21 protein-coding genes and 1 pseudogene are annotated in these 26,784 nt (G+C 74.4%); 4 read left to right on the top strand and 18 right to left on the bottom strand.

The window, feature by feature from the left end; genetic code table 11:
• A pseudogene (locus ACFC1T_RS21760) lies at positions 1-976 on the top strand (hypothetical protein); the annotation flags it as partial.
• A 622-nt stretch (positions 977-1,598) separates the two neighbouring features.
• On the opposite strand, the gene ACFC1T_RS21755 reads toward ACFC1T_RS21760, so the two are convergent.
• A complete protein-coding gene (locus tag ACFC1T_RS21755; protein ID WP_375890939.1) occupies positions 1,599-2,405 on the bottom strand; it encodes a TrmH family RNA methyltransferase in 807 nt (268 codons plus the stop codon).
• 89 nt (positions 2,406-2,494) lie between these two features.
• Between ACFC1T_RS21755 and ACFC1T_RS21750 the strand changes: the two genes are divergently transcribed.
• Positions 2,495-5,236, top strand: coding sequence for a SpoIIE family protein phosphatase (locus tag ACFC1T_RS21750; RefSeq protein ID WP_375890937.1), 2,742 nt, complete (start codon positions 2,495-2,497; stop codon positions 5,234-5,236).
• Positions 5,237-5,273: 37 nt separating this feature from the next.
• Here the strand turns inward: ACFC1T_RS21750 and cobA are convergent, their stop codons facing one another.
• The 16 genes from cobA to ACFC1T_RS21670 all read right to left on the bottom strand — a co-directional run bounded on the left by cobA (position 5,274) and on the right by ACFC1T_RS21670 (position 25,607).
• On the bottom strand, positions 5,274-6,521 hold the full coding sequence (gene cobA / locus ACFC1T_RS21745; RefSeq protein ID WP_375890936.1) for a uroporphyrinogen-III C-methyltransferase: 1,248 nt from the start codon (positions 6,519-6,521) through the stop codon (positions 5,274-5,276).
• Positions 6,522-6,626: 105 nt separating this feature from the next.
• Entirely contained in the window at positions 6,627-10,592 is a 3,966-nt protein-coding gene (cobT, locus tag ACFC1T_RS21740; RefSeq protein WP_375890934.1) for a nicotinate-nucleotide--dimethylbenzimidazole phosphoribosyltransferase, read from the bottom strand.
• 484 nt (positions 10,593-11,076) lie between these two features.
• The gene (cbiE, locus tag ACFC1T_RS21735) at positions 11,077-12,333 is read right to left on the bottom strand and encodes a precorrin-6y C5,15-methyltransferase (decarboxylating) subunit CbiE (protein WP_375890933.1); all 1,257 of its coding nucleotides are present in this window, start codon (positions 12,331-12,333) and stop codon (positions 11,077-11,079) included.
• A 162-nt stretch (positions 12,334-12,495) separates the two neighbouring features.
• A complete protein-coding gene (locus tag ACFC1T_RS21730) occupies positions 12,496-13,131 on the bottom strand; it encodes a GNAT family N-acetyltransferase (RefSeq protein ID WP_375890931.1) in 636 nt (211 codons plus the stop codon).
• Between the two features lie 208 nt (positions 13,132-13,339).
• On the bottom strand, positions 13,340-14,164 hold the full coding sequence (locus ACFC1T_RS21725; RefSeq protein WP_375890929.1) for a MetQ/NlpA family ABC transporter substrate-binding protein: 825 nt from the start codon (positions 14,162-14,164) through the stop codon (positions 13,340-13,342).
• A gap of 58 nt (positions 14,165-14,222) precedes the next feature.
• On the bottom strand, positions 14,223-14,951 hold the full coding sequence (locus ACFC1T_RS21720; protein ID WP_375890953.1) for a methionine ABC transporter permease: 729 nt from the start codon (positions 14,949-14,951) through the stop codon (positions 14,223-14,225).
• A 5-nt stretch (positions 14,952-14,956) separates the two neighbouring features.
• Positions 14,957-15,997: a methionine ABC transporter ATP-binding protein gene (locus ACFC1T_RS21715; RefSeq protein ID WP_375890927.1), complete on the bottom strand. Its 1,041-nt coding sequence runs from the start codon at positions 15,995-15,997 to the stop codon at positions 14,957-14,959.
• 548 nt (positions 15,998-16,545) lie between these two features.
• Positions 16,546-17,064: a GNAT family N-acetyltransferase gene (locus ACFC1T_RS21710; protein WP_375890925.1), complete on the bottom strand. Its 519-nt coding sequence runs from the start codon at positions 17,062-17,064 to the stop codon at positions 16,546-16,548.
• Between the two features lie 249 nt (positions 17,065-17,313).
• Complete coding sequence (locus ACFC1T_RS21705; RefSeq protein WP_375890924.1) at positions 17,314-17,571, bottom strand: hypothetical protein; 258 nt, start codon at positions 17,569-17,571, stop codon at positions 17,314-17,316.
• A gap of 108 nt (positions 17,572-17,679) precedes the next feature.
• Positions 17,680-19,110, bottom strand: coding sequence for an argininosuccinate lyase (gene argH / locus ACFC1T_RS21700; RefSeq protein ID WP_375890922.1), 1,431 nt, complete (start codon positions 19,108-19,110; stop codon positions 17,680-17,682).
• Between the two features lie 130 nt (positions 19,111-19,240).
• Complete coding sequence (locus ACFC1T_RS21695; protein WP_375890920.1) at positions 19,241-19,786, bottom strand: arginine repressor; 546 nt, start codon at positions 19,784-19,786, stop codon at positions 19,241-19,243.
• Positions 19,787-19,809: 23 nt separating this feature from the next.
• The gene (locus ACFC1T_RS21690) at positions 19,810-21,015 is read right to left on the bottom strand and encodes an acetylornithine transaminase (protein ID WP_375890918.1); all 1,206 of its coding nucleotides are present in this window, start codon (positions 21,013-21,015) and stop codon (positions 19,810-19,812) included.
• Complete coding sequence (gene argB, locus ACFC1T_RS21685) at positions 21,012-21,887, bottom strand: acetylglutamate kinase (RefSeq protein ID WP_375890951.1); 876 nt, start codon at positions 21,885-21,887, stop codon at positions 21,012-21,014. Before argB ends, ACFC1T_RS21690 begins: the two co-directional genes overlap by 4 nt.
• Positions 21,888-22,049: 162 nt before the next feature.
• A complete protein-coding gene (gene argJ, locus ACFC1T_RS21680; protein WP_375890949.1) occupies positions 22,050-23,204 on the bottom strand; it encodes a bifunctional glutamate N-acetyltransferase/amino-acid acetyltransferase ArgJ in 1,155 nt (384 codons plus the stop codon).
• A gap of 29 nt (positions 23,205-23,233) precedes the next feature.
• Positions 23,234-24,262 carry an N-acetyl-gamma-glutamyl-phosphate reductase gene (gene argC / locus ACFC1T_RS21675; RefSeq protein ID WP_375890916.1) on the bottom strand — a complete coding sequence of 343 codons (1,029 nt, stop codon included), beginning with the start codon at positions 24,260-24,262 and terminating at the stop codon, positions 23,234-23,236.
• Positions 24,263-24,395: 133 nt separating this feature from the next.
• The gene (locus tag ACFC1T_RS21670; protein WP_375890914.1) at positions 24,396-25,607 is read right to left on the bottom strand and encodes a methyltransferase; all 1,212 of its coding nucleotides are present in this window, start codon (positions 25,605-25,607) and stop codon (positions 24,396-24,398) included.
• A gap of 83 nt (positions 25,608-25,690) precedes the next feature.
• Between ACFC1T_RS21670 and ACFC1T_RS21665 the strand changes: the two genes are divergently transcribed.
• Both ACFC1T_RS21665 and ACFC1T_RS21660 read left to right on the top strand, forming a co-directional pair.
• Positions 25,691-26,095, top strand: coding sequence for a VOC family protein (locus tag ACFC1T_RS21665; RefSeq protein ID WP_375890912.1), 405 nt, complete (start codon positions 25,691-25,693; stop codon positions 26,093-26,095).
• A 59-nt stretch (positions 26,096-26,154) separates the two neighbouring features.
• Positions 26,155-26,532, top strand: coding sequence for an RNA-binding S4 domain-containing protein (locus ACFC1T_RS21660; protein ID WP_375890911.1), 378 nt, complete (start codon positions 26,155-26,157; stop codon positions 26,530-26,532).
• A gap of 77 nt (positions 26,533-26,609) precedes the next feature.
• On the opposite strand, the gene ACFC1T_RS21655 is transcribed toward ACFC1T_RS21660, so the two are convergent.
• A complete protein-coding gene (locus ACFC1T_RS21655) occupies positions 26,610-26,756 on the bottom strand; it encodes a hypothetical protein (protein ID WP_375890910.1) in 147 nt (48 codons plus the stop codon).
• Between the last annotated feature and the right edge of the window lie 28 nt (positions 26,757-26,784).

Below are 26,784 nucleotides of genomic sequence, written 5' to 3'. Positions count from 1 at the left end.
GGCCCGGGCCGGTGCGGGCCGGGCCGGCGGGCAGGCGCCCGCGGGCGCCGCGCGGCGCCCGCACGGCGCCCCGCTCCCCCGGCCCGAGGCCACACCCGTCACCCGCCGACTGCGGGACCGCTCACAGACCCCGCCGCCGGCCCGGCCCCGCCCCCGGGACCGGCAGCACACCCCCGCACCCGGCGGACGGCCCGGCACGGCACGGCAGCGGTTGCTGCGGCAGCGGCTGGTCGTCTTCGTCACCGTGACGATCGGCGTCGCGCTGGCCATCGCGGCGGCGCAGGGCTGCGAGAACCGGAGCAACCAGGGGGCGCGACCGGCGGTCGGGCAGAGCGCGACGGCCGGTACGGGTGGCGGCGGCGGTGGTGGCGGCGAACTGGCCGTGCCCGGGAGTTCCGTGGACGTCGCACCGCAGGCCTCGGCGACCCCGCTCCCAACCCCGCTCCCGGCCGCCGCGCGCGGCACCGCGGACATTGCGTTGGCGCCCGCGCAGGGGCCCGGTCCCGTGGTGGACTGGCCCAACCGCAGCTACGCCGACGCGGCGGGCGGGCCGGCCGTCACCTTGAAAGACGGGCGCTCGGTGGGCGGCGGGCCGCAGATCGCGCTGAGCGCCGTCCTGCCCGCCCGGTACAAGGGGCAGCCGGCCACGGTCGTGGTGCTGCGGCGGGTGGAGGGATCGGCACCGGTCGACCTCGTCCAGCTCTACACCTTCGCCGGGGACTCACCCGTGGCCACCACCTCCCGGACCTCCACCGCCGACCCGCAGGCCACCGCCGCCTGGCGCCTGGACGGCAGCGCCGTCGTCCGCGAGGAACGCGTGGCCGCCACCGGCGCGATCATCTCCACCCGCTACACCGCGCGGGCCGACGGCACCCTCGACGAGTCCTGGCCCGGCGCCGGCGCCTCCGGCGGCACCGGCCTCACCACCCCTCCCCCGGCCGCCGCCCCGGCCCCACCCACCGCCCCGACGGGCTGAGCGAGCGAGCTGGCGCAGGAAGTCGAGTTGGCCGACTTCTGGGGCCTCGCCCTGTGCCAAGGGCGTGAGGTGGACGGCACGGCGCAGGCGGCGGGCAGCGGGCGCGTCGGCGTCGAGCACAGGAAGTCGAGTTGGCCGACTTCTGGTGCGGCGGCGGGGCTGCGGGCTCAGGTGCGCAGCTGACCGGGTGGTCCCGCGGCGAGCGGAGCGGCTTCCGGCACAGCAGTGGCGACATCGGGCCCGGAAGAGACCGCACAGGAAGTCGGGTCGGCCGACTTCTGGGGCCCGGCGGGGGTTGGTGGGCAGCCCGAGGCGTTGGCGGCGGGCGGGCGCGAGAGGTTGAGCAGGGCCGCAGTGGAGCGGTAGCAGACGCGGTGTAGGCGGCGGGCATCAGAAGTCGGGCACGCCGACTTCTGGTGCTGGCCCGCGGGGTGGCGGGGTCGCCGGGCGAACGGCGGAGGTCGGGGCTGCTGACTTTCGGCGCAGGCAACGGGTCTTGAGCAGGTGCAAGAGCTTCCGGGGGCGCAGCAGAAGTCGAACCGGCCGACTTCTGGTGCCGGCCAAGGGTGGCACCAGGTTCGCCGGGTGAGCGGCCTGTGGCGGGGCGACCTCTGGGGGGGGGTCAGGGGGTGGTGACGGCGTAGAAGGCTACGGCGGCGGCGGCGCCGACGTTGAGGGAGTCGATGCCGTGGGCCATGGGGATGCGGACCGGGTGGTGGGCGGCGGCGATGGCGCGGGGGGTGAGGCCGTCGCCTTCGGCGCCGAGGAGGAGGGCGGTCCTCGGGAGGGTGTGGGGGGCGAGGGTCGCGAGGTCGACGGCGGTGTCGGCGGGGGTGAGGGCGAGGAGGGTGAAGCCGGCGTCGCGGACGGTGTCGAGGGCGGCGGGCCAGGGGTCGAGGCGGGCGTACGGAACCGCGAAGACGGCGCCCATGGAGACCTTGACCGCGCGGCGGTACAGCGGGTCGGCGCAGTCCGGTGAGAGCAGGACGGCGTCCATGCCGAGGGCGGCGGCGCTGCGGAAGATGGCGCCGAGGTTGGTGTGGTCGACCAGGCCTTCGAGCACGGCGACCCGGCGGGCCCCGGTGAGCAGGTCGGCGGCGTCCGGGAGGGGCTTGCGCTCCATCGAGGCGAGGGCGCCGCGGTGGACGTGGTAGCCGGTGACGGCTTCGGCCAGGCCGGGTTCGACGACGTGGACCGGGGCGTCGGCCTCGGCGATGACGTCGGCCATCACGTCGAGCCACTTGGCGGTCAGCAGCATCGACCGCATCCGGTAGCCGGCCGCGAGGGCACGGCGGATGACCTTCTCCCCCTCCGCGATGAACAGGCCCTCGGCGGGTTCGCGGCGGCGGCGCAGTTCGACGTCGGTCAGGCCGGTGTAGTCGGCGAGGCGCGGGTCGGCCGGGTCGGTGATGGTGCTGGGTTCGGACACCCTGTGATCTTGCCAAGCCGGGACGGGGAAGGCCAAACGGCGGAGGTGACGGGGTGGTCCCGGGCTACTCGGAGTGCAAATATGACGGTATGGCCCGAAATCCGGGCCGATCCTGGGCTCCGTCGGCCTCTGGTGCCACCGGCGACGCCGGCTCCCCCGGTGGGCGCCCACACGGTCGGCTAGAGCTGCCACGCGCGAAGCGGTCGAGACCGGACCGGCACTGGTCGGTGGCCGGGCAGGTGTTCGCGCTCCAGATCCTGATCGTGCTGCTGCTGGTCGCGGGGGCCGCGGTGGCGCTGGTGGTGCAGTCGCACAACGACGCCGACCACGAGGCGAGCAACCGGTCGGTGGCGGTCGCCCAGGCCTTCGCCAACTCACCGGGCATGGTGGACGCGCTGCGCTCCCCCGATCCGACCGCGATCCTCCAGCCGAAGGCGCAGTCCGCGCGGATCTCCTCGGGTGTGGACTTCATCGTGGTGCTGAACAACCAGGGCATCCGCTACACCCACCCCAATCCGGCCCGGATCGGCCAGAAGTTCATCGGCACGTACGAGCCGGCGCTGCACGGCCAGGTGGTGACCCAGCACCTCACCGGCACGCTGGGCCCGCTGGTGCAGGCGGTCGTCCCGGTGTACGCGCCGGACGGCTCGGTGGTCGGGCTGGTCTCGGCGGGGGTCACCCTGAGCAACGTGTCCACCGCGAGCGAGCGCCAGCTGCCGCTGGTGCTGGGCGCGGCGGCGGGCGCGATAGGGCTGGCCACGCTGGGGACGGCGCTGATCAGCCGGCGGCTGCGGCGGCAGACGCACGGGCTGGGCCCGGTCGAGATGACCCGGATGTACGAGCACCACGCGGCGGTGCTGCACGCGGTGCGCGAGGGCGTGATGATCGTCGGCGGGGACGGGCGGCTGCTGCTCTGCAACGACGAGGCGCGCCGGCTGCTGGACCTGCCGCCGGACGCCGAGGGCCGCCCGGTGACCGAGCTGGGCCTGGAGCCCGCGCCGCTGGAGCTGCTGACCGCCGACCGGCCGGTGAGCGACGAGGTGGTGCTGGCCGGGGAGCGGCTGCTCGCCGTGAACGTACGGCTGACCGACCGGGACGGCGGCCCGCCCGGCTGCGTCGCCACGCTGCGCGACTCCACCGAGCTGATGGCGCTGACCGGCCGGGCCGAGGGCGCGCAGCGGCGGTTGCGGCTGCTGTACGACGCCGGGCTGACGGTGGGCAGTTCGCTGGACGTGACCCGGACGGCGGAGGAGCTCGCGCAGGTCGCGGTGCCGCGGTTCGCGGACTTCGTCACGGTGGACCTGGCCGAGCAGGTCCTGGCGGGCGAGGAACCCCCGTCGGTCGGCACGCTGGGCCGGATGCACCGCACCGCGCTCGCCGGGATCAGGGACGACGCGCCGTTCCACCCGGTGGGGACGGTCCTGGAGGTGGTGCCGGCCACCCCGCTGGCCGGGGCGCTGCACAGCGGCGCGCCCGGGCTGGAGCCGCGGCTGGCCGAGGCGCGGGGCTGGCGGGAACAGGACCCGGAGCGCTCGGCGCGGGTGCTGGCGTACGGGGTGCACTCGCTGGTGCGGGTGCCGCTGCGGGCGCGCGGGGTGCTGCTGGGGGTGGTGCGGTTCTGGCGGGCGGACCGGGCCGAGCCGTTCGAGCCGGAGGACCTGACACTGGCCGAGGAGCTGGTGGCGCACGCGGCGGTGTGCATCGACAACGCCCGTCGCTACACCCGGGAGCACGAGATGGCGGTGACCCTCCAGCACAGCCTGCTGCCGCGGAGCCTGCCCGAGCAGAGCGCGCTGGAGGTGGCGCACCGCTACCTGCCGGCCCAGGCCGGGGTGGGCGGGGACTGGTTCGACGTGATCCCGCTGCCGGGCGCCCGGGTGGCGCTGGTGGTCGGCGACGTGGTCGGGCACGGGCTGCACGCGGCGGCGACGATGGGGCGGCTGCGCACGGCGATCCACAACTTCTCGACGCTGGACCTGCCGCCGGACGAGCTGCTGGGCCATCTGGACGAACTGGTGAACCGGATCGACCAGGAGGAGGCGGGCGGCGCCGGGAGCGCCGGGCTGACCGGGGCGACCTGCCTGTACGCGATCTACGACCCGGTGTCGCGGCGCTGCACCCTGGCCGGGGCCGGGCACCCGCCGCCGGCCGTGGTGGACCCCCAGGGCCGGGTGACGTACCCGGAGCTGCCGACCGGGCCGCCGCTGGGGCTGGCGGTGCTGCCGTTCGAGACCGTCGAACTGGAGCTGGCCGAGGGCAGTCGGCTGGTGCTGTACACGGACGGGCTGGTGGAGGACCGCGAGCGGGACATCGACGAGGGCCTGGAGCTGCTGCGGACGACGCTGGGCGGGCCGCCGCGGACGCCCGAGCAGACCTGCGCGGACGTGCTCGGGGCGATGCTGCCGGCGCACCCGCAGGACGACATCGCGCTGCTGGTGGCGGAGACCAGGGTGCTGGCGCCGGACCGGGTAGCGCAGTGGGAGGTGCCGGCCGACCCGGCCGCGGTGGGTGCCGTCCGGGCGCAGGTGGCCCGGCGGCTGGCCGACTGGGGGCTGGACGAGGCGGCGTTCGTCACCGAGCTGATCCTGAGCGAGCTGGTGACCAACGCGATCCGGTACGGCTCCGGGCCGATCCGGGTGCGGCTGCTCCGCGACCGCTCGCTGATCTGCGAGGTGTCGGACGGCAGCAGCACCTCGCCGCACCTGCGGTACGCGGCGACCGAGGACGAGGGCGGGCGCGGGCTGTTCCTGGTCGCGCAGTTCGCGGACCGCTGGGGGACGCGCTACACGGCGACCGGGAAGGTCATCTGGACGGAGCAGCCGTTGGAGTAGGAAGTCGGACGGGCCGACTTCCCACTCCGTGGGCCTGCTACCGCTGGAAGGCGGCGGCCAGGACGTTGACCACGTCGCCGACCACGATGACCGCCGGGGGCTTGACGCCCTCGGCCTCGACCACGGCGGCGACCGTGGCCAGGGTGGCGTCCACCCGGCGCTGGGCGGCGGTGGTGCCCTCCTGGACGATCGCGACCGGGGTGTCGGCCGGGCGGCCGTGCTCGACCAGCGTGGCGGCGATGGCGCCGATCTTGTCCACGGCCATCAGCAGCACCAGGGTGCCGCTCATCCCCGCGACGGCCGTCCAGTTGGTGACCGAGCGCGGGTCGTCCGGGCCGACGTGGCCGGAGACCACGGTGAACTCCTGGGTCAGGCCGCGGTGGGTGACCGGGATGCCAGCCGACTCCGGGACGCTGATCGAGCTGGAGATCCCGGGCACCACGGTGACCGGGATGCCCGCCTCGGCGCAGGCCAGCAGCTCCTCGCCGCCGCGGCCGAAGACGTACGGGTCGCCGCCCTTGAGCCGGACCACGAACTTCCCGGCCTTGGCGTGGTCGATCAGCGCCTGGTTGATCGCCTCCTGGGCCATCTGGCGCCCGTAGGGGATCTTGGCGGCGTCGATCACCTCGACGTGCTCGGGCAGCTCGGCGAGCAGCTCGCGCGGGGCGAGGCGGTCGGCGACCACCACGTCGGCGTCGGCGAGCAGCCGGCGGCCGCGCACGGTGATCAGGTCCGGGTCGCCCGGGCCGCCGCCGACCAGGGCGACGCCGGCGCCGCGGGTGCGGTACGAGCGGGCGGCCAGCGAGCCGTCCCGCAGGCCGCCGACGACGGCGTCGCGCAGGGCGGCGGAGTGGCGCGGGTCGCCGGTGAGCACCGCGACGGTGGCGCCGCCGTCACGGCCGCTGGCCGGGGTCCAGGCGGAGGCGGCGGAGGCGTCGTCGCTGCGGGAGCAGAACACCCGCTCGCGCTCGGCCTCGGCGCTGATCGCCGTGTTGACCGCCGGGTCGTCGGTGGCCACCAGGGCGTACCAGGCCCCGGCCAGGTCGCCGTCCGCGTACGGGCGGGCGTGCCAGGTCAGCTCGCCCGCGTCCGCCATGGCCTGGACGGCCGGGGTGGTGGCGGGGGATATCAGGTGCAGGTCGGCGCCGGAGGCGATCAGAGCGGGCAACCGCCGCTGCGCGACCTGCCCGCCGCCGACCACGACGACGCGACGGCCGGCCAGCAGCAGGCCCACCGGGTAGGGGGTCAGGCCCTCGGTGCTGGGGTGCGGGGTGGGCGCGCTCATCGGCGGTGCTCCTGATCGGGATGAGGGTGTGGGGAAGTACGGAGATACGCCGCTCCGCGGGCCGGCGCGCCCTCGGGCCGGTCCGCGGAGCGGTGAGGTGGTGCGTCAGGCCTTCTCGGTGACCCCGGCGGAGTCGAAGGTGGCTACATCGTGCATCGCGCGGGCCGCACTCTGCACCAGCGGCAGCGCCAGCAGGGCACCGGTACCCTCGCCGAGCCGCAGGTCCAGGTCGATCAGCGGACGCAGGCCGAGCTTCGCCAGCGCGGCCTGGTGGCCGGGCTCGGCGGAGCGGTGGCCGGCGATGCAGGCGGCCAGCACCTCGGGGGCGATCGCCTTGGCGACCAGCGCGGCCGAACCGGCGATCACGCCGTCCAGTACCACCGGGGTGCGCAGCGAGGCGGCGCCCAGCAGGAAGCCGGCGATGGCCGCGTGCTCCAGGCCGCCGACGGCGGAGAGGACGCCGATCGGGTCGTTCGGGTCGGGCTGGTGGAGGGCCAGCGCGGCGCGGATGACCTCGACCTTGCGGGCGTGGGTCTCGTCGTCGATGCCGGTGCCGCGGCCGGTGACCTCGGCCGGGTCGAGGCCGGTGAACACCGAGATCAGGGCGGCCGAGGCGGTGGTGTTGGCGATGCCCATGTCGCCGGTGACCAGCGCCTTGTTGCCCGCCGCGACCAGGTCGCGGGCGGTCTCGATGCCGACCTCGATGGCCTGGAGGGCCTCCTCGCGGGTCATCGCCGGGCCCTGGGTCATGTCGTCGGTGCCGGGCTTGACCTTGCGCGGCAGCAGGCCGGTGGCCCGGCCCTGCTGGACGGCCTGCGGCAGCTCGGCGGCGACGCCGACGTCCACGACGCAGACCTCGGTGCCGATCTGCTTGGCGAAGGAGTTGATCACCGCTCCCCCGGCCAGGAAGTTGCCGACCATCTGGGCGGTCACCTCCTGCGGCCACGGGGTGACGCCCTGGGCGTGCACGCCGTGGTCGCCCGCGAAGATCGCCACGCAGGCGGGCTCCGGGATCGGCGGCGGGCACTTGCGGGAGAGCCCGGACAGCTGGGCGGAGATGATCTCCAGCATCCCGAGCGAGCCGGCCGGCTTGGTCATCCGCTTCTGGCGGTCCCAGGCCTCGCCGAGCGCCTTGGCGTCCAGCGGGCGGATCCCGCGCAGGGTGTCGGCGAGCAGGTTCTGCGGCTCCTCGCCGGGCAGCGCGCGGTTGCCGTACTGCTCCTCGTGCACCACCCAGGCGAGCGGGCGCTTCTTGGCCCAGCCCTGCTGCTCCAGCTCCGGCTCGTCCGGGAACTCGTCGACGAAGCCGACGCACAGGTAGGCGACGACCTCCAGGTGCTCGGGCAGGCCGAGCTCGCGGACCAGCTCCTCGTCGTCGAAGAAGCTCACCCAGCCGACGCCCAGGCCCTCGGCACGGGCGGCCAGCCAGAGGTTCTCGACGGCCAGCGCGGCCGAGTACGGGGCCATCTGCGGCTGGGTGTGCCGGCCCAGGGTGTGCCGGCCGCCGCGGGTGCGGTCGGCGGTGACCACGATGTTCACCGGGGTGTCGAGGATCGCCTCGATCTTGATCTCCCGGAACTGCTTGGCCCGGCCCTTCGGCAGCGAGTCCGCGTACGCCTCGCGCTGGCGCTCGGCCAGGGCGTGCATCTTCCGACGGGTCTTCGCCGAGCGGATGACCACGAAGTCCCAGGGCTGGGAGTAGCCGACGCTGGGCGCGGTGTGGGCCGCCTCCAGGACGCGGATCAGCACCTCGTGCGGGATCGGGTCGGGGCGGAAGCCGTTGCGGATGTCGCGGCGCTCGCGGATCACCTGGTGGACGGCGTCGCGGCCGGCGTCGTCGTAGCCGGGGGCGGCGGGGCCGCGGGGCTCGGCGGGCTCGGCGGGCTGCTCGTCCTCGGCGGCCGGGGAGTCGGTCGGCTCGACGGCTGCCTCGGGCTGCTGGTCGGCGGGCTGCTCGGCCGACGGCTGGTCGGCCTGCGGCTGCTCGGTGGCGGCCGGGGCCTCGGGCTGCGGCTCCTCGGTGGCCTGGGCCTCCGGCTGCGGCTGCTCGGCGACGGGGGCCTCTTCCTGGACGGCCTCCGGTCCGGCGGCGACGGGCTCGGCCTGCGGCTGCTCGGACCCGGGCTGCTCGGCCTGCTCCGGCTGCGGCTGCTCGGCGGCCGGGGCCTCGGCGGGCTGCTCGACGACCTCGGCGGTCTCGGCGGTCCCAGCGGTCTCGGGGACCACGCCGACCGGCTGTTCGGTGGCCTCGGTGACCTGCTCGGGGACGGGCTGCTGCGCGGCCTCGGGAGCGACGGCCTCGGCGGGCTGCACGGCCTCGGCGGCGGCCTGCTCGACGGTCGGCTGCTCGGTCTGCTCCGGCTGCCCGGGGACCGGCTCGGCCGGGGTCTCCGCGGCCGAGCCGGCCGGGACGGCCTCCGACTGCGGCTGCTCGGCCTGCTCCGGCTGCTCGGCGGTCGGCTCGGCGCCGACGGCCTCGACAGTGACGGCCTCGGCCTGGACCGGCTCGGTGGCGGGCTCCTGCTCGGCGGCCTCGGCGACGACCTGACCGGAGGGCATCTCCCCCGTACCGGCGGCGGTTTCGGCCACCGGCTCCGCGACGACCGCCTGCGCGGCCTCGGCGGGCTGCCCGGCCTCCTGGACCGCCTCGACGGCCGGAGCCTGCTCGGCAACCGGGGCCTGCTCGACGGCAGGGGCCTGCTCGGCGGCCTGCGGCGCGTCGGCGGCCGCTATGGGGACGGCCTGCTCCTGGACCGCCGCGACGGCCGCCGGGGCCTGCTGGGCCGCCTCGACCTTGGGCAGGCCGTGCGGGGTCGGCGCGGCGAGGAAGGCGGAGATCCGGCGCGGCTGACCGGCCGGGGCGGCGGCCTCGGCCGGCTCGACGGGCGCGGCGGACTCGCCGGCACCTTCGACGGCCACGACCTCGACGGCGGCACCTTCGACCGCGGCGGTCTCCACGACGGGGGTCTCCACGGCCGGGGCGTCGACGAGCACCGTCTCGACCGCGGGGCTCTCCACCGCGACCGCCTCGGCGGCCGGCTGAGCGACGGTCTCCGCCGCGACCGGCTCGACCACGACGGCCGGGTCCGGCTGGACGGCCTCGGCGGCCGGCTGGACCGGAACGCCCTCGGCGGGCGGTGCGGCCAGGACGGCGTCCGGGGTCCCGACGACCTCGATCACCTCGATCGCACCGATCGCCTCGACCGCCATCAGGCCCTCGACCGGCGGCGAGGCCAGCGGCACCTGCTGGTAGCCCTGGGCCTGGGCGGCCTGATGAACCTCCGGCCCGCCCTCGACCGTGGAGGGAGTCGGCGGCACCGGCGCGGCGGGCGCCACCGGGGCGGCCTGCGGCACGGCGCCGGGAGCCTGCGCGACGGGCTCGCCCATCGGCGGCCGGCCGACGACCGGGATGCCGTGCGCGGGCGTGCCGCCCAGCGACGGGCCGCGGTCGGCCAGCGAACGGACCGGCACCTGGCCGGTCATCAGCGAGGGGTCCGGGATCGGCGGGCCGGCGTGCAGCGGGCGCCGCGGCTGCTGAGCCTGCGTCATCGGCTGCTGCGGGTACGGCTGCGCCTGGGCGCCCTGCGCCGGCGGCTGCTGGAACTGCTCGCCGCCGAGCACGGGCGGGTCGACCGGCGGCCAGGAGGGCTCGACCGGGGTGCCGTCCGGCTGCGCGAACGGGGCCTGCTCGGCGCCCCAGGAGCCCTGCGGGCCGGGCATCAGCAGGACGTCGTCCTCGTCGTCCAGCCCGTCCGGCTGGTCGACGAAGTGGAAGGCCGGGCGCTGGGCGCCCTGGTCGACGGCCCAGCCGTCGCCCGGGGCGGCCGGGGCCGGCACGCCGGGGGCGGTGAAGTTCGGCTGGCCCTGCGGCGGGATCACGCCCGCGCCGGGGGGCACCGCGCCCGGCAGGCCGCCGAGCGGCGCCACCGGGTTGGGGATCACGCCGCTGTCGGTCGCGACGCCCTGCAGAGGTGCAACGCCCGCGACGCCCTCCGGTCCGCCGAGCGGGTCGGGCCCGGCGTGCAGGTGCTCCGGCAGTCCCTCGCCCGGGACGTGGCCGCCATCGGTCATTGTCAAAGCTCCTTCCAGGCCGCTGCCGCGCCCCTTGGCGACGCGATCCACCGACCGCAGCGCCCATCCGCACGGGCCGGGCCTGCACCGACCCGCCCCTCAACCACACGTGGCCGCCGCGCCGTGGCGCTGCGGCCCAAGTCCTTCCGGCGCGCTGCGGCACCCCGGCCCGGGCACCGCCGGTGAAGGCGGTGCACCATCTGAGTCAACGACAACCCGGAGCAACCGGCACGACCGCACCGGACCCTACGGCATTCTCCAGGTCCGGCACGCGGCCCGTCGAATTGCCCACACTCCGAGCGGAACCGGATTGCACCACGTCAAAAAGGTGACAAACCGACCGAATCGGGTGGGTCGTCGGCGGATGGAACCGCCTGGGACGCCACACTACCGGCCCGGCGCGGTGACCTCTCGAATCGGTGTCCGGATGCGACCTGGATCACCGCGCGGTGGGTCCGGCGGCCCCGGCCCGCACCCGAGGCCTTCACACGATCTGCTCACCCCAGAGCAGCAGCGCGCCGCCCGCGCCCGCCCCGAGCGCCAGTGCGCCGCCCTCCTCGCCGGCCCGCAGCGGGGTCGACTGCAGCAGCGCGCCATCCGCGCGGTAGCCGGCCCCGACGATGGCCCGGTGGACCTCCTCGGCCTCGGCGAAGGTCCGGGCCAGCGCCACGAAGCGCTCCGGTCTGCGGGCCAGCACCGCGCGCACCACGTCCAGGCCGCCGGACTCCACCACCGCCGCGTCGGGCTCCGGGAGTCCGCCCAGCACCTCCGGCCCCTGCCCGTACACCGTCTCCACCTCGACCCCGTAGCGGCGGGCGTTGACGGTGAGCCGGGCGCAGGCCGAGCGGGAGGCCTCGACCGCGACCACGGCGGCGCCGAACCGGGCCGCCTCCACCGCGAGGGCGCCGCTGCCCGCGCCGACCGACCAGACCAGGTCGCCGGGACGTGCACCCAGACGGGCCAGCACCAGGGCGCGCACGTGCGCGGGCAGTGCCTCCGACGCGCCCGGCTCGCCCTCCGTGCGCCCGGCGCCCGCGTAGGCGTCGCCGGGGAGCGCCCAGCCGCGTTCCGCGCCGGGGTAGCCCAGCGGGCGCCCCGCCAGCCAGCCGGCCGCCTCGCCGACCGCGCCGGCCTGGGCGCCGCCGCCGATCACCAGCACCACGTTGGGGTCGCGCCAGACGTGGTCGGCGATCCGGTCGGAGGTGAGGACGGTGACGTCCTCCTCCGGGGTGCCGAGGGCCTCGCAGACCACGAAGGTCCGGTGCACCCCGCGCAGCATCAGGGCGAGTTCGCCCGGACCGGCGCCCGGGGCGGTGAGCACGGCGACCTTGGGGTGGGCGCGGCAGATGTTGGCGGCGCGGCGCAGCCGGCCGCCGTGGGCGCTGACCACCTGGGCGTCCTCCCAGGGCATCCCGGCCCGGGCGAAGGCGGTGGCGACGGAGGAGACGGCGGGCAGGACTTCGAGTTCGAGGCCGAACTCGGGGCGGCGCAGGGTGCGCACCACGCCGAAGAAGCCCGGGTCGCCCTCGGCGACCACGACGGCGGCGCCGCGGTGCTCGGCGATCGTGCGGGCGGCCTGCTGGATGTTGCCGAGGGCGATCCGCTCGGCGTCCTCCGGCACCGGGAGGGCGTCCAGTTGGTAGGAGGCTCCGGCGACCAGGGTCGCCGCGGCGAGGGCCGCGCCGGCGGCCTCGGTCAGTGGCGTGCCGTCCCACCCGATGACCGTGATCCGGTCAGCCATCTGCGGCCGTTCTCCCTCGACTCGTTGCGCGACTCCTCGCGCGGCTCGTCGCGCCGGCTGTGCGGCGCCGGTGGAGAGGCTACCGGGTACCGTCCCCCTGAGGTCGACAACTCGCACACATGTCCGCGCCGCGGGGTGACCAGCGGGGAAGGGCGTGGCGGATCAGTCGCGCAGCACGTAGCGGTGGTCGCCGTGCCAGCCGTCGCGGTGCAGTTCGGGCGACTCCAGGTCCTCCGGGAGGAGGCTCCACAGGATCAGGTCGCTGCGGGTCTCCGCGACGAGCTCCCCGGACTCGCCGCGGACTATCCAGGCGCTGCGCAGCACGCCCTCGCTGATGCCGCCGATCTTCTGGGCGACCTGCTGGGCGGCGGTGTTCCCGGCGGCGGTGCGCAGTTCCAGGCGCAGGAAGTCGCGGTCCTCGAACAGCCACTGGGCGACGCCGAGGACGGCCTCCGGGGCGTAGCCCTCGCCGCGGGCCCAGGCGGCGGTGACGTAGGAGATCTCGGTGCTGCGCAGCCGCCAGTCGGTGTTGCGCAGTTCGACCAGGCCGACCAGGCGCTGGGTGAGGTGCTCGGTGACGGCGAAGACGATGCCGCGGCCGTGGGCGCGGTGGGCGGGGGCGAGGGTGCGGGCGAGCTCGGTCGCGTACTCCTCGGTGAAGGGGTGCGGGAGATCGGTCCAGGCGAGTACGAGGTCGTCGGCCATCATGGTGGCCAGCCCCGGGGCGTCGTCCTCCGCAAGGGGCCGCAGCAGCAGCCGTTCGGTGCTGATGGCGGTCTCGGGGAAGCTCGCTGCCATGCCGTCTCTCCTCGCCGGGTCGTGAACACAACACCGTACGCCTCCGTCGCGCCCCGGTTGCCATGCGGTGCGCCGCGCGCACGACGGTACGTCAGAACCCGGTCTGCCGTGGTGTCCCTGGTGCATACTGCCCGACCGGGCCCCCGCCGAGGTGCGGCGGGGGCCCGGTCGGGCGTCACAAGGTACGACCGTACGACGATCAGGTCGTTCAGAAGGCCGGGATGACCGAACCCTGGAACGTGTCGTTGATGTACTTCTTGACCTCGTCGGAGTGCAGCAGCTCGGCCAGCTTCTTCACCCGCGGGTCGTTCTCCTTGCCCTTCTTGACGGCGATGATGTTGGCGTACGGGTTGCCCTCGGCCTTCTCCAGCACCAGCGCGTCGGTGGCCGGCTTGAGGCCCGAGTCGAGCGCGTAGTTGCCGTTGATCACGGCGGCGTCGAGGTCGGCGATGGAGCGGGGCAGCTGGGCCGCCTCCAGCTCCTTCCACTTGAAGTTCTTCGGGTTGGCCGTCACGTCCGCCGGGGTGGCGGCGGTGCCGGCGCCGTCCTTGAGGGTGATCAGCTTGTTGTCGGCGAGCAGCTTGAGCGCGCGGCCCTCGTTGGTGGCGTCGTTGGGCAGGCCGATGGTGGCGCCGGACGGCAGGTCGCCGATCGACTTGACCTTCTTGGAGTAGACGCCGAGCGGCTCCAGGTGGACCGGCTCGACCGGGACGATGTCCGTGCCGTTCTTCTTGTTGAAGTCGTCCAGGTACGGGACGTGCTGGAAGTAGTTGACGTCGGCCGAACCGTCCTGCACCGCCGTGTTGGGGGTCACGTAGTCGGTGACCTCCTTGATGTCGAGCTTGAGGCCCGCCTTGGCCGCGAGGTTGTCCTGGACGAACTTGAGGATCTGCGCGTGCGGGGTCGGGCTGGCCACGACCTTGAGCGGCGCGTTCGGGTCCGAGGAGGAGGAGCCCGAGCTGCCGCAGGCGGCCAGGGACAGGGCGAGGCCGGCGGTGGCGAGGACACTGGAGAACTTCAGAACGTTGCGCACGAAAAGTGCCTTTCTGCGTGGTGCGGGGAGCCGCGTCCGGAGGTCGGACGAGGGAGGTCTAGGAGACGACGAGGTCCTCGTCGGGGGTGGTGGCCCGCGGGCGGAGCAGGCGGGTGCGTCCGCCGCCGCGGCCCCGGTCGCCGAGCCGGCGCACGGCGTAGTCGCCGGCCAGCTGGATCACCGTGACGATGATCGCGATCTCGGCCACGATGATCCACATGAAGGTGGTCTCGAAGCGCAGGTAGCCGTAGCGGTAGGCGAGGTCGCCGAGGCCGCCGCCGCCGACCGTGCCGGCCATCGCGGAGTAGCCGATCAGGGCGATCACCGTGGTGGTGACGGAGGCCACGATGCCGGGCAGCGCCTCGGGCACGAGCGTCTTGCGCACCAGCGTCCAGGTGCTGCCGCCCATCGCCTGCACCGCCTCGATCAGGCCGCGGTCGACCTCCCGGACGTTGGTCTCCACCAGCCGGGCGAAGAACGGGATGGCACCGACCGTCAGCGGCACGGTCGCCGCCTGCCAGCCGAGGGAGTTGCCGGTCAGCCAGCGGGTGAAGGAGATCAGCGCGATCATCAGGATGATGAACGGCAGCGACCGGGCCAGGTTCACCACGGCGCCGAGCACCTTGTTCACCGGCTGGTTCTGCAGCGCCCCGCCCTTGGAGGTGAGCACCAGCAGCACCCCGAGCGGCAGGCCGAGCACGACCGTGCAGAGGGTCGCGACACCGACCATCTGGAAGGTCTCCTGGGTGGCCGGCCACATCAGGTCCTGCATCTGGTCCCAGCTCAGGCCGCTCATGCCACCGCTCCGTTCGCCCTGCCGTTGCCGTCCGAACCGATCAGGGCCACTTGCAGGCCCTGCTCGCGCAGGTAGCCGATCGGCACCACGTTGTCCTGGTGGCCGCCGGGCAGCTCGACCCGCATCCGGCCGACCATCCGGCCCGCGATCGTCTCCACGGCGGCGCCGAGGATGTTGATGTCGATCTGGTAGGTGCGGGCCAGCTGGGAGACGAAGGGCTGCGCCGGGGCGTCGCCCTGGAAGGTGATCTCCAGCACGGTCGTACCGGGGTGGCCGGTGCCGAACTCGCTCAGCGGGAACAGCTCGCGGGCCAGCTCGGAGCCGGGCTCCGCCAGCAGGTCGGTCAGCTCGCCGGACTCCACCACCCGGCCGCCGCGCATCAGGGCGGCGGAGTCGCAGACGGACTTGATGACGTCCATCTCGTGGGTGATCAGCAGGACCGTCAGGCCCAGCTGCTGGTTGAGGTCGCGCAGCAGCTTGAGGATCGAGCGGGTGGTCTCCGGGTCGAGGGCCGAGGTGGCCTCGTCGGAGAGCAGCACCTTGGGGTCGCCGGCCAGGGCGCGGGCGATGCCCACCCGCTGCTTCTGGCCGCCGGAGAGCTGGTTGGGGTAGCTGCGGGCCTTGTCGCCGAGGCCGACCAGGTCGAGCAGCTCGGCGGCCTTGCGGCGGCGCTGGGTGCGGTCCAGGCCGATGATCTCCAGCGGCAGCTCGACGTTCTGCTGCACCGTGCGGGAGGAGAGCAGGTTGAAGTGCTGGAAGACCATGCCGATCCGGCGGCGCGCCTCGCGCAGGTCCTTGCCGGCCCGGTTCTCCCCGCCGGACAGCGCCGTCAGCTCGACCCCGTCCACGGTGACCGTGCCGGAGGTCGGGCGCTCCAGCATGTTCACGCAGCGGATGAGGGTGGACTTGCCGGCACCGCTGGTGCCGACGACTCCGTAGACCTCGCCCGGGCGGACGTGCAGGTCGACGCCGGCGAGGGCGGTCACCTCGCGGCCTCGGGAACGGTAGACCTTCGTCAGGTCCGTGGTGGTGATCACAGGTGCTTCCGTGGGTCGGGGGCGGGCGGCGGTGTCCACCGGCCGACCGGGTCGCGGTCGGCGGTGTCCTGCGACGCCCCGCCAGGGGGATCCGGACCTGCCACCCCTTGATCGTGGCCGTAGAACGACCGGGCCGCGCGACGGCGTGGCCCTAACGAGTCATCGACGGCCGCGGGTGGGCGGGCACGCCGGAGGGGAGGGTTCCGGGAGGAGGGCGCGCTCGCACGGGCGGGAGCGACGCCGGATTCTCGCTTCGGGGCGCGAGGGGGAGACACCCTCGACGGGGTGCCCGGGGGCGGTGGCCCTCAGCAGTGACACATTCGACGGCACATGGCACGCTCACCTGCCGGCAGCGTGCCGGTGGGGGTCCAGTTCGTCGTCGCAGTCATGTGAGCCAGTAAAACAGATGAGTCGTACAGCGCCCAATTGTTCGACAGGGCTGTCCGCATTGCGGACACGACCCGTGCGGAGCTGGGGGGATACAGCTCGACGCCGCCACCGGGGCGTCCGGATGGTGGCGGCGTCGAGGTTGCCGGGGCGGGCGGAGCTCAGGCGGTCGCGGCCAGCGAGGTCTCGGCCAGCGGGGTCGCGGCGGACTTCTCCAGGTGCACGAAGCTCAGCCGGCTGGTCACCTGCTCGACGGCGGTCTGCCGGTAGCCCTGGCGGGCGTAGAGCCGCAGGTTGCCGAGGCTCCGGTGCCCGGTGAACAGCCGGTAGGCCGTCACCGGGTGGGGCGCCTCGGCCATCCGGCGCTCCAGCGCGTCCAGCAGCCGGCCGCCCAGGCCGTGCCGCTGCATCCGGGGGTGGACCACCAGACGCCCTATCCGGCCGATGCCCTCGGCGTCGACGTGGCCGCGGACGGCGCCCACCACCTCGTCGCCCAGCCGGGCGACCAGGACGTGCTGCTCGGTCAGTTCGGCTCGCAGACTCTCCAGGCTCTGGGTCAGGGGCTCGATCGCCCAGTCGCCGTACAGCTCCGCCTCGGGCTGGTAGCCCAGGTACTGGAGCTTGAGGATCTGCTCCGCGTCCTCGGCCGCAGCGGCCGAGATGATCACGCTCATGCCCATGTGGAGGGGCCTCCCCAGTCGTCGTGCCCGGCGCGCAGAGGGTGGCGCGCTCACGCTCAGTATCCGAGCGTATGCGCCACCGTCAAGAGTGACGTTCGCCAGCGTGCTACCCGGGTGTCAGGTTCCCTCAACCTTCGGCGGGGCAGACGTGGCCAGGGTCACGCCGCGCTGGGGGGTGGAGCGAGCGACCGGTGACGGGCGGTGAGCGGCGGGAGCGGGTGTGGGGCGCCCGGGTGAGGCGGGCCCCGGTCAGGGGTAGCGCTCGGCGTGCAGCAGGAGGCGCAGACAGGCCAGGCAGCGGGACCGGGTGGGGCCGATCGAGCCGCGCGGCATGCCGAGGCGCTCGGAGAGCTCCCGGTAGGTGGGCGGCGGATCCTCGGCGAGGGCGGCGATCAGCTCCGGGCAGCGGCCTGGCAGGGCGGCGACGGTCTCGCGGACCACGCGGCGGCGCTGCTCGGCGAGGTAGACGTCCTCGGCCGAGGGGACGGGAGAAAGGGGGGTGCACACACCGTGCATGACGGGCCCGGGCGGGGCCGGTTACGCCCGGACCGGGGCGCGCACGCGGGAGGGGCGCGACGGTCGGACCGCCGCGCCCCTCCCGCGCTGCTCCAGGGGTCAGCCCTGGGGCTGGGCCCACTCCTGCTGCCGCGCCAGGTCCGCCTTCACCTCGGCGAGCTGGACCGCGACGGCCGAGGGGGCGGTGCCGCCGCGCCCGTCACGGGCGGCGATGGCGCCGTGCACGCTGAGCACCGTGCGGACCTCGGGGGTCAGGTGCTCGGAGATCGCGGCGAACTGCTCGTCGGTCAGGTCGGACAGTTCGATGCCCTGGGCCTCGCAGGCCTTGACGCAGGCTCCGGCCACCTCGTGCGCGACCCGGAACGGCACGCCCTGCTTGACCAGCCACTCGGCGATGTCGGTGGCGAGCGAGAAGCCGGCCGGGGCCAGCTCCTCCAGCCGCTCCCGGTGCACCGTGAGGGTGGCCATCATCCCGGTGAACGCGGGCAGCAGCACCTCCAGGGTGTCGCAGGAGTCGAAGACCGGCTCCTTGTCCTCCTGGAGGTCCCGGTTGTAGGCGAGCGGCAGCGCCTTGAGGGTGGCGAGCAGGCCGGTGAGGTTGCCGATCAGGCGGCCGGACTTGCCGCGGGCGAGCTCGGCGATGTCCGGGTTCTTCTTCTGCGGCATGATCGAGGAGCCGGTGGAGAAGGCGTCGTGCAGGGTGATGAAGCCGAACTCCTTGGTGTTCCAGATGATCACCTCCTCCGCGATCCGGGAGAGGTTGATCCCGATCATCGCGGTGACGAAGGCGAACTCGGCGACGAAGTCGCGCGAGGCGGTGCCGTCGATGGAGTTGCCGACCGAGCCGCCCTCGAAGCCGAGGTCGGCGGCGACGGCCTGCGGGTCGAGGCCGAGCGAGGAGCCGGCCAGCGCGCCGGAGCCGTACGGGGAGACGGCGGTGCGGGCGTCCCACTGGCGCAGCCGCTCGGCGTCCCGGCCGAGGGCCTGCACGTGCGCGAGGACGTGGTGGGCGAAGAGCACCGGCTGGGCGTGCTGGAGGTGGGTGCGGCCGGGCATCGCGGTGTCCGGGTGCGCCTCGGCCAGGCCGACCAGGGCGCCCTGGAGGTCGAGCAGCAGGCCGCCGATGGTCCTGGCGTGGTCGCGCAGGTACATCCGGAACAGGGTGGCGATCTGGTCGTTGCGCGAGCGCCCGGCCCGCAGCTTGCCGCCGAGGTCGGCGCCGAGGCGCTCCAGCAGCCCCCGCTCCAGGGCGGTGTGGACGTCCTCGTCGGCGACGGTGCCGACGAAGGTCCCGGCCTCGACGTCGGCGAGCAGCCGGTCGAGGCCGGCCAGCATGCCGGCCAGCTCCTCGTCGGAGAGCAGGCCCGCCTTGTGCAGCACCCGGGCGTGGGCCTTGGAGCCGGCGATGTCGTAGGGGGCGAGCCGCCAGTCGAAGTGGACCGAGGCGGAGAGCCTGGCCAGCGCCTCGGACGGGCCGTCGGCGAAGCGCGCGCCCCAGAGGCGGACGTCGGAGGACTGCTGGGCGGTCATCGCGGTGGCTCCTTCACACATGTGCAGTGGGTGGCATAAGTATGCATCACTCCGTATGGAACACAAAACCCCGGTCGAAGGGGATCCTTCGACCGGGGCTGTGGTTGCCGGGGCTGTGGCTGCCGCGGCCCTACTGCGCCTTGGCCTGGGCGAGTTGCATGAGGTGGTCGGCCAGCGCCTGGCCGCCCGCCGGGTCCCGGCTGATCAGCAGCACGGTGTCGTCGCCCGCGATGGTGCCGATGATCTCGAAGACCTCGGCCTGGTCGATCGCCGAGGCGAGGAACTGCGCGGCGCCCGGCGGGGTGCGCAGCACGACCAGGTTGCCGGAGGCCGTCGCGGAGACCATCAGCTCGCCCGCCAACCGGGCCATCCGGCCCTCGCTGGCCGACTCCCCCATCGGTGCGCGCGGGGTGCGGTCGCCGCCCTCGGCGGGGACGGCGTAGATCAGCGCGCCGTCCCGGTTGCGGATCTTGACCGCGCCCAGCTCGTCCAGGTCCCGGGAGAGGGTGGCCTGGGTGACCACGAGTCCGTCGTCGGCGAGCAGCTTGGCGAGCTGGCTCTGCGAACGCACGGGCTGGCGGGTGAGCAGGTCCACGATCCGCCGGTGGCGCGCGGTGCGGGTCTGCGGGACCTGCGGCGTCGGGCCGGCGGCGGAGCCGGAGCGGGAATCGGTCATGTGATTATTCTCCCGGACGATGGTCAACTCGCATCGGCCGGGGCGCTCTCGCGCACCGTTCGGAGGATCTCCGGCAGGGCCGCGAGGAAGGCGTCCGCCTCCTGCTCGCTCAGCACCAGCGGCGGCGCCAGCCGTACGGCGTCCGGGACGGCCGCGTTGACGAGGAAGCCCGCCTGCTGGGCGACCGCCTGGACCTGGGCCGAGAGCGGCCGGGTCAGCACGATGCCGAGCAGCAGTCCGGCCCCGCGCACGTGCGAGACCAGCGGGTCGCCGAGCGCCTCGACGCCGTGCCGCAGCCGGTCGCCGATCTTGCGGACGTGCTCCAGCAGGCCCTCGGACTCGATGGTGTCCAGCACCGCGAGCCCGGCCGCGGCGGCCACCGGGTTGCCGCCGAAGGTGGTGCCGTGCTGGCCCGGGGTGAGCAGTTCGGCGGCCGGGCCGAAGGCCAGCACCGCGCCCATCGGCAGGCCGCCGCCGAGCGCCTTGGCCAGGGTGACCACGTCCGGCTCGACGCCCTCGCAGGCCTGGTGGGCGTACCAGTACCCGGTCCGGCCGATGCCGGTCTGGATCTCGTCCAGGACCAGCAGGGTGCCGGTGGCCCGGGTGATCTCGCGGGCGTCCCTCAGGTAGCCGTCGGGCAGCGGGATCGCGCCGTTCTCGCCCTGGATCGGCTCCAGGAAGACGGCGGCGGTGTCGGTGGTGACGGCCGCGCGCAGCGCCTCGACGTCGCCGAACGGGACGTGGGTGACGTCACCGGGCAGCGGGCGGAACGGCGCCTGCTTGGCGGGCTGGCCGGTGAGCGCGAGGGCGCCCATGGTCCGGCCGTGGAAGGCGCCCTGGAGGGCGACCAGGTGGGTGCGGCCGGTCCGTCGGCTGATCTTGAAGGCGGCCTCGTTGGCCTCGGCGCCGGAGTTGCAGAAGAACACCCGGCCGCCCTCCCGGCCGTCCAGCGCCAGCAGCCGCTCGGCGAGCGCGATGGTCGGCTCGGCCATGAAGAGGTTGGAGACGTGGCCGAGGGTGGCGATCTGCCGGCTGACCGCCTCGACCACGGCCGGGTGGGCGGTGCCGAGGGCGTTGACGGCGATGCCGCCGAGCAGGTCGGTGTACTCCTTGCCGTCGGCGTCCCAGAGCTTGACGCCCTCGCCGCGCACCAGCGGGATCCGGGGGGTGCCGTAGTTGTCGGTGAAGGCGTGCTGCCACCGGTCGGTGAGCTGCTCGTTGTGCGTCATGCCAGTCCCCCGGTCACGGTCGGCTCGTCGTCCGGCACGACCATCGTGCCGATGCCCTCGTCGGTGAAGATCTCCAGCAGCAGGCTGTGCTGCACCCGGCCGTCCAGGACGCGGGCGGTGCCCACGCCGGAGCGGACGGCGCGCAGGCAGCCCTCCATCTTGGGGAGCATGCCGCTGGCCAGGCCCGGCAGCAGTGCGTCCAGTTCGCTCGCGTTGAGCTGGCTGATCACGTCGTCGGAGTTCGGCCAGTCCTTGTACAGGCCCTCGACGTCGGTCAGCACCACCAGCATCTCGGCGCCGAGCGAGACCGCCAGGGCGGAGGCGGCGGTGTCGGCGTTGATGTTGTAGACGTGGCCGTCGGCACCGCGGGCGATCGAGGAGATGACCGGGATCCGGCCGTCCGCGATCAGTGCCTTCACGGCGCCGGCCTCGATGTTGACGATGTCGCCGACCAGGCCGATGTCGACCTGCTCGCCGTCCACCACGGCGTAGCGCTTGACCGCCGTCATGGTGTGGGCGTCCTCGCCGGTCATGCCGACGGCGAACGGGCCGTGCTCGTTGAGCAGGCCGACCAGCTCGCGCTGCACCTGGCCGGCCAGCACCATCCGGACCACGTCCATGGTCTCGGGGGTGGTGACCCGCAGGCCGTTGGTGAAGCTGGACTCCAGGCCCAGCCGGTCCAGTTGGGCGCTGATCTGCGGGCCGCCGCCGTGCACCACGACGGGGTGCAGTCCGGCGTAGCGGAGGAAGACGACGTCCTGGGCGAAGGCCGCCTTGAGGCTCTCGTCGACCATGGCGTTGCCGCCGAACTTGATCACGATGGTCTTGCCGTGGAAGCGCTCCAGCCAGGGCAGCGCCTCGATCAGCGTCATGGCCTTGGGCAACGCGGTGTTGTTGCGGGCCTGTTCGCCCTTGGGTGCGATCTGCACGGGATTCCCTCGTCGATGGGGGTCCCCCCGGCCGCAGGCGGGGGGAGGATGTCGCGGATCGGCGGCCGGCCGCTCGGCGGTGCGGCCGGGCCCGGGTGCCGCGGCTCAGCTGGAGTAGGCGCTGTTCTCGTGGACGTAGTCGGCGGTGAGGTCGTTGGTCCACAGCGAGGCGCTCGCCGTACCGGCGTTGAGGTTCGCGGTGATGACGACGTCACGGCCCTTCATGTCCACCAGGTCGCGGTCCTCGCCGACGCCGCCGTCCTGGCAGACCCAGACACCGTTGATGGCGACGTCGAGCCGGTCCGGCTCGAAGGTGGCGGAGGTGGTGCCGATCGCGGACAGCACCCGGCCCCAGTTGGGGTCCTCGCCGTGGATGGCGCACTTGAGCAGGTTGTTGCGGCTGATCGTCCGGGCGACCTCGACGGCCTCGTCCTCGGTGGCCGCGCCGGTGACGTCGATCCGGATGTCCTTGCTGGCGCCCTCGGCGTCGCCGATCAGCTGGCGGGCCAGGTCGGCGCTGACGGTGCGGACGGCCTCGGCGAACTCGGCCGCGTCCGGGGCGGTGCCGGAGGCGCCGGAGGCCAGCAGCAGCACGGTGTCGTTGGTCGACATGCAGCCGTCGGAGTCGATCCGGTCGAAGGTGGTGCGGGTGGCGCCGCGCAGGGCGGCGTCCAGGGCGGCGCTGTCCAGGTCGGCGTCGGTGGTGAGCACGACCAGCATGGTGGCCAGGCTCGGGGCGAGCATGCCCGCGCCCTTGGCCATGCCGCCGACCGTCCAGCCCGCCGGGCTGGTGACCTGCGCGGTCTTGTGCACGGTGTCGGTGGTCTTGATGGCGATCGCGGCGGACAACCCGCCGGTCTCGCTGAGCTCCCGGGCGGCCAGGGCGACACCGGGCAGCAGCACGTCCATCGGCAGCCGGACGCCGATCAGGCCGGTGGAGGCGACGGCGACCTCGCCGGCGCTGAGGTCCAGCTCGGCGGCGACCTTCTCCGCGGTGGCGTGGGTGTCCTGGAAGCCGGCCGGGCCGGTACAGGCGTTGGCACCACCGGAGTTGAGGACGACGGCGGAGACCCGGCCGCCCTTGAGGACCTGCTGGGACCAGAGCACGGGCGCGGCCTTGACCCGGTTGGCGGTGAAGACGCCGGCCGCGGCGTACGAGGGGCCGTCGTTGACCACCAGGGCGAGGTCCGGGGTGCCCGAGGCCTTGATGCCCGCGGTCACGCCGGCGGCCCGGAAGCCCTTGGCGGCGGTCACGCCGATGTCGGGGGTCACGCCGGTGTCGGGGGTGGTCACGGTGCGACTCCGTTCAGGGGAAGGCCCAGCTCCTCGGGCAGGCCGAGGGCGATGTTCATGCTCTGCACCGCGCCGCCCGCGGTGCCCTTGACCAGGTTGTCGATCGCGCTGATCGCGACGATCCGCCCGGCGGTGGCGTCCAGGGCGACCTGGACCAGGGCGGTGTTGGCGCCGTAGACGCTGCTGGTCTGCGGCCACTGCCCCTCGGGCAGCAGGTGGACGAAGGGCTCGTCGGCGAAGGCCTCGGCGTACGCGGCGCGCAGCTCCTCGGCGCTCACGCCCGGCTTGGCCTTGGCGGAGCAGGTGGCGAGGATGCCGCGCGGCATCGGGACGAGGGTGGGGGTGAAGGAGACGGTCAGCGGCTCGCCGGCCAGCGGGGTGAGGTTCTGCACCATCTCCGGGGTGTGCCGGTGCACGCCGCCGACGCCGTACGGGCTGACGCTGCCCATCACCTCGCTGCCCAGCAGGTGGGTCTTGGCGGCCTTGCCGGCGCCGGAGGTGCCGGAGGCGGCGACCACCACGGCCTCCGGCTCGGCGAGGCCGGCCGCGTAGGCCGGGAACAGCGCCAGGGAGACGGCCGTCGGGTAGCAGCCGGGCACGGCGATCCGGTTGCTGCCCTTCAACGCGTCGCGGTGGCCGGGGAGTTCGGGCAGGCCGTAGGGCCAGGTGCCGGCGTGGGCGGAGCCGTAGAACTGCTCCCAGTCGGCGGCGGCCTTGAGCCGGAAGTCGGCGCCGCAGTCGATCACCAGGACGTTCTGGCCGAGGGCTTCGGCGACGGCGGCGGACTGGCCGTGCGGCAGCGCCAGGAACACCACGTCGTGGTCGGCCAGCACCTCGGGGGTGGTGGGTTCGAGCACACGGTCGGCCAGCGGGATCAGGTGCGGCTGCAGCGCGCCGAGCCTGGTGCCCGCGTTCGAGCCGCCGGTCAGCGCCCCGATCTCCACCTCCGGGTGGCCGAGCAGCAGGCGCAGCACCTCACCGCCCGCGTACCCGCTCGCGCCGGCGACGGCGACTCGCAAAGCCATGGCTTCCTCCTTGGTCGTGGCATGAATATACGCGGGAGGGAAAATCCATGCAAGGCTGAGCCCGGCACCCCCGGGCTCCCCGCCGGTGCGACGGGCCCGGGCACCGGCGGACCGTGCCGCCGACGGCCCCCGGTCAGCGCTTCACGGCTCGCAGCACCACGAACTTCGGGTTCCCCGCGACGAGTTGGCAGTTGCCGAACAGCTTGCGCAGCTTGACGTGGTAGCCGAGGTGACGGTTGCCGACCACCCACAGCTCACCGCCGGGCCGCAGCGCCTGCCGGGCGCCGGTGAACATCCGCCAGGCGGTCGCGTCGGTGGTGGCCTGGTGGGAGTGGAACGGCGGGTTGTTGAGCACCAGGTCCACCGAGCCCGGGGCGAACACCGCCGGGTCGAGCGCGTCGGCGGTGCGGAACTCGGCCGGGGCGTCCGGGCCCAGATTGGCGCGGAAGGTCTCCTCGGCGGAGGCCACCGCCTGGTGGGACTCGTCCACGAACACCAGCTCCGCGCCCGGCCCGGCCAGCGCGGCCGCGGTGCCGACCACGCCGTTGCCGCAGCCGAGGTCCACCACCCGGTCGCCCGGGGCGGGCGTGGGCAGGTGGGCCAGGAAGAACCGGGTGCCGATGTCGAGCCGTTCGGCACAGAAGGTGCCCGCGTGGTTGACCACGGTGCGCCCGGCGGCGGGGCCGATGTCCGGCGGCAGCGCGTAGCGGTGCGGCCACGGGCTGGGGCCGGGGTCGAGCGCCGGGTCGGGGGTGCAGAAGATCAGCCGGGCCTTGCGGACGGCCAGCGAGGTGCGGGTCGGGCCGAGCACCTTCTCGAACAGCTGCAGGGTGGAGGTGTGGATCTCGGCGACCATGCCGGTGCCGATCACCACCGTGCCGGGGTGGAGGGCCGGGGCGAGCCGGTGCAGCTGGTCCTCCAGCAGGGCCAGGCTCTTGGGCACCCGCACCAGCAGGACGTCGATGCGCTCCGGCGGGGTGTCCCGGGTGGTGCGCAGCCGCTCCTCGTCGACGGCGGCGCCGGCCCGGGCGAGGTTCTCCCGGGTGGCCTGCCGGCCGAGGTGGGAGTCGCTGATCTGGACCGGTCCGTACGGTGCCAGCGCGGTGGCCAGCGCGCCCCAGCGGTCGCCGAGGACGGCGATCCGGCGGCCGGCCAGCTCGGTGGCGGCGCCGCCGGCGCTGTCGGCCTCGCCGGCGAGGTGGCGCAGCAGGTACTCGTCGGCGGCGTCCCAGGCCCGCAACCGCTCGCGGGGGTCCGCGGGGAAGCGGGTGAGGTCGAGGGAGCCCCAGGGGGTCGCGAAGGCGGTGGCCGAGGGTGACGAAGCGGGCGTGGTCTGCGGATTCATCGTGTTCTCAGGCTATCCGAAGGTCCGCCGGGGAACGGTTTCGGGCAGATACTGGAAGAGCCCGACCGAGAGGGGTGAGGGCGATGGACTGGAAGCTCGAAGTCGTGGTGGTCCCGGTGTCGGACGTGGACCGCGCGAAGCTCTTCTACGAGGAGCAGGCCGGCTTCACCGTGGACCACGACACCCGCCTGCGCGACGGGGTCCGGGTGGTCCAGCTGACTCCCCCCGGCTCACGCTGCTCGATCGTGGTCGGCGCCGGGGTGATCGAGTCGCCGCCCGGCTCGGTGAAGGGCCTCCAACTGGTGGTGCCGGACATCGAGAAGGCCCACGCGGAGCTCACCGCGCGGGGCGTGGTGGTCAGCCCCGTCCAGCACTTCGTGGCCGGAGCCCGGGTGAACGGGCACGGCGAGGCCTGGAACAACTTCGTGTTCTTCAACGACCCGGACGGCAACGGCTGGGCCGTCCAGGAAGTCCCCCTCGCGGCCTAGCCGGTGCGTCCGGTCCGGGCCGAGCCCGGACCGGACCTCGGCGTGGGTAGGCTCGCGGGATGGCTGAGGAACAGGGAAGCGTGCGGGTGGACGTCTGGATCTGGTCGGTCCGGCTGGCCAGGACGCGTGCGCTGGCGGCGGCGGCCTGCAAGGCCGGGCATGTCCGGGTGAACGGCGAGCGAGCCAAGCCGGCGCAGACCCTCAGGCCCGGGGACGAGGTCCGGGTCCGCGAGGAGGGGTACGAGCGGGTCGTCGTGGTGACCAAGCCGATCCGCAAGCGGGTCGGCGCCCCGGTCGCGGCGGAGTGCCTGGTCGACAACAGTCCGCCGCGGCCGCCGCGCGAGTTCGTGGCCCCGACCTTCGAACGGGACCGCGGCGCGGGGCGCCCGACCAAGCGGGAGCGCCGCGACCTGGACCAGCTGCGCGGCGGGCGGTAGCCGCTCGCACGGGGAAGGGCCTCACCCGGCGGCGGTGTCGCCTCGGAACCCCACACCGCCCGCCGCGCGCTGTCGCGTCAATTCCTCCCGGTACGCACCGGATGCGCGGCCTGCAGGGCGAGCCGCCGCGGGGCGTCCTCGCCGATCCGGGTGAGCAGGTCGTCCAGGGCGAGGAAGGCCTCCCAGCGCTCGCGGCCGGTGGCGGCGGCCAGCCGCTCGACCACCCGGTCCTCCAGGTCGCGGACCCGCTGG

The organism is Kitasatospora sp. NPDC056076, from assembly GCF_042266305.1.
Taxonomy (GTDB): Bacteria; Actinomycetota; Actinomycetes; order Streptomycetales; family Streptomycetaceae; genus Kitasatospora.
Note: the sequence above shows the minus strand (reverse complement) of the source record. Positions and strands in the feature narration are given on the sequence as shown.

What these genes read in the sequence shown, in the direction of transcription:
- ACFC1T_RS21665 (WP_375890912.1), top strand. Translation starts at nt 25,691, where the DNA reads ATGGACTGGAAGCTCGAAGTCGTGGTGGTCCCGGTGTCGGACGTGGAC.
- ACFC1T_RS21710 (WP_375890925.1), bottom strand. Translation starts at nt 17,064, where the DNA reads ATGGGCATGAGCGTGATCATCTCGGCCGCTGCGGCCGAGGACGCGGAG.
- argB (WP_375890951.1), bottom strand. Translation starts at nt 21,887, where the DNA reads ATGACGCTGATCGAGGCGCTGCCCTGGCTGGAGCGCTTCCACGGCAAG.
- ACFC1T_RS21660 (WP_375890911.1), top strand. Translation starts at nt 26,155, where the DNA reads ATGGCTGAGGAACAGGGAAGCGTGCGGGTGGACGTCTGGATCTGGTCG.
- cobA (WP_375890936.1), bottom strand. Translation starts at nt 6,521, where the DNA reads ATGAGCGCGCCCACCCCGCACCCCAGCACCGAGGGCCTGACCCCCTAC.
- ACFC1T_RS21670 (WP_375890914.1), bottom strand. Translation starts at nt 25,607, where the DNA reads ATGAATCCGCAGACCACGCCCGCTTCGTCACCCTCGGCCACCGCCTTC.
- ACFC1T_RS21730 (WP_375890931.1), bottom strand. Translation starts at nt 13,131, where the DNA reads ATGGCAGCGAGCTTCCCCGAGACCGCCATCAGCACCGAACGGCTGCTG.
- cbiE (WP_375890933.1), bottom strand. Translation starts at nt 12,333, where the DNA reads ATGGCTGACCGGATCACGGTCATCGGGTGGGACGGCACGCCACTGACC.
- ACFC1T_RS21695 (WP_375890920.1), bottom strand. Translation starts at nt 19,786, where the DNA reads ATGACCGATTCCCGCTCCGGCTCCGCCGCCGGCCCGACGCCGCAGGTC.
- argH (WP_375890922.1), bottom strand. Translation starts at nt 19,110, where the DNA reads ATGACCGCCCAGCAGTCCTCCGACGTCCGCCTCTGGGGCGCGCGCTTC.
- argC (WP_375890916.1), bottom strand. Translation starts at nt 24,262, where the DNA reads ATGGCTTTGCGAGTCGCCGTCGCCGGCGCGAGCGGGTACGCGGGCGGT.
- ACFC1T_RS21690 (WP_375890918.1), bottom strand. Translation starts at nt 21,015, where the DNA reads ATGACGCACAACGAGCAGCTCACCGACCGGTGGCAGCACGCCTTCACC.
- ACFC1T_RS21750 (WP_375890937.1), top strand. Translation starts at nt 2,495, where the DNA reads ATGGCCCGAAATCCGGGCCGATCCTGGGCTCCGTCGGCCTCTGGTGCC.
- cobT (WP_375890934.1), bottom strand. Translation starts at nt 10,592, where the DNA reads ATGACCGATGGCGGCCACGTCCCGGGCGAGGGACTGCCGGAGCACCTG.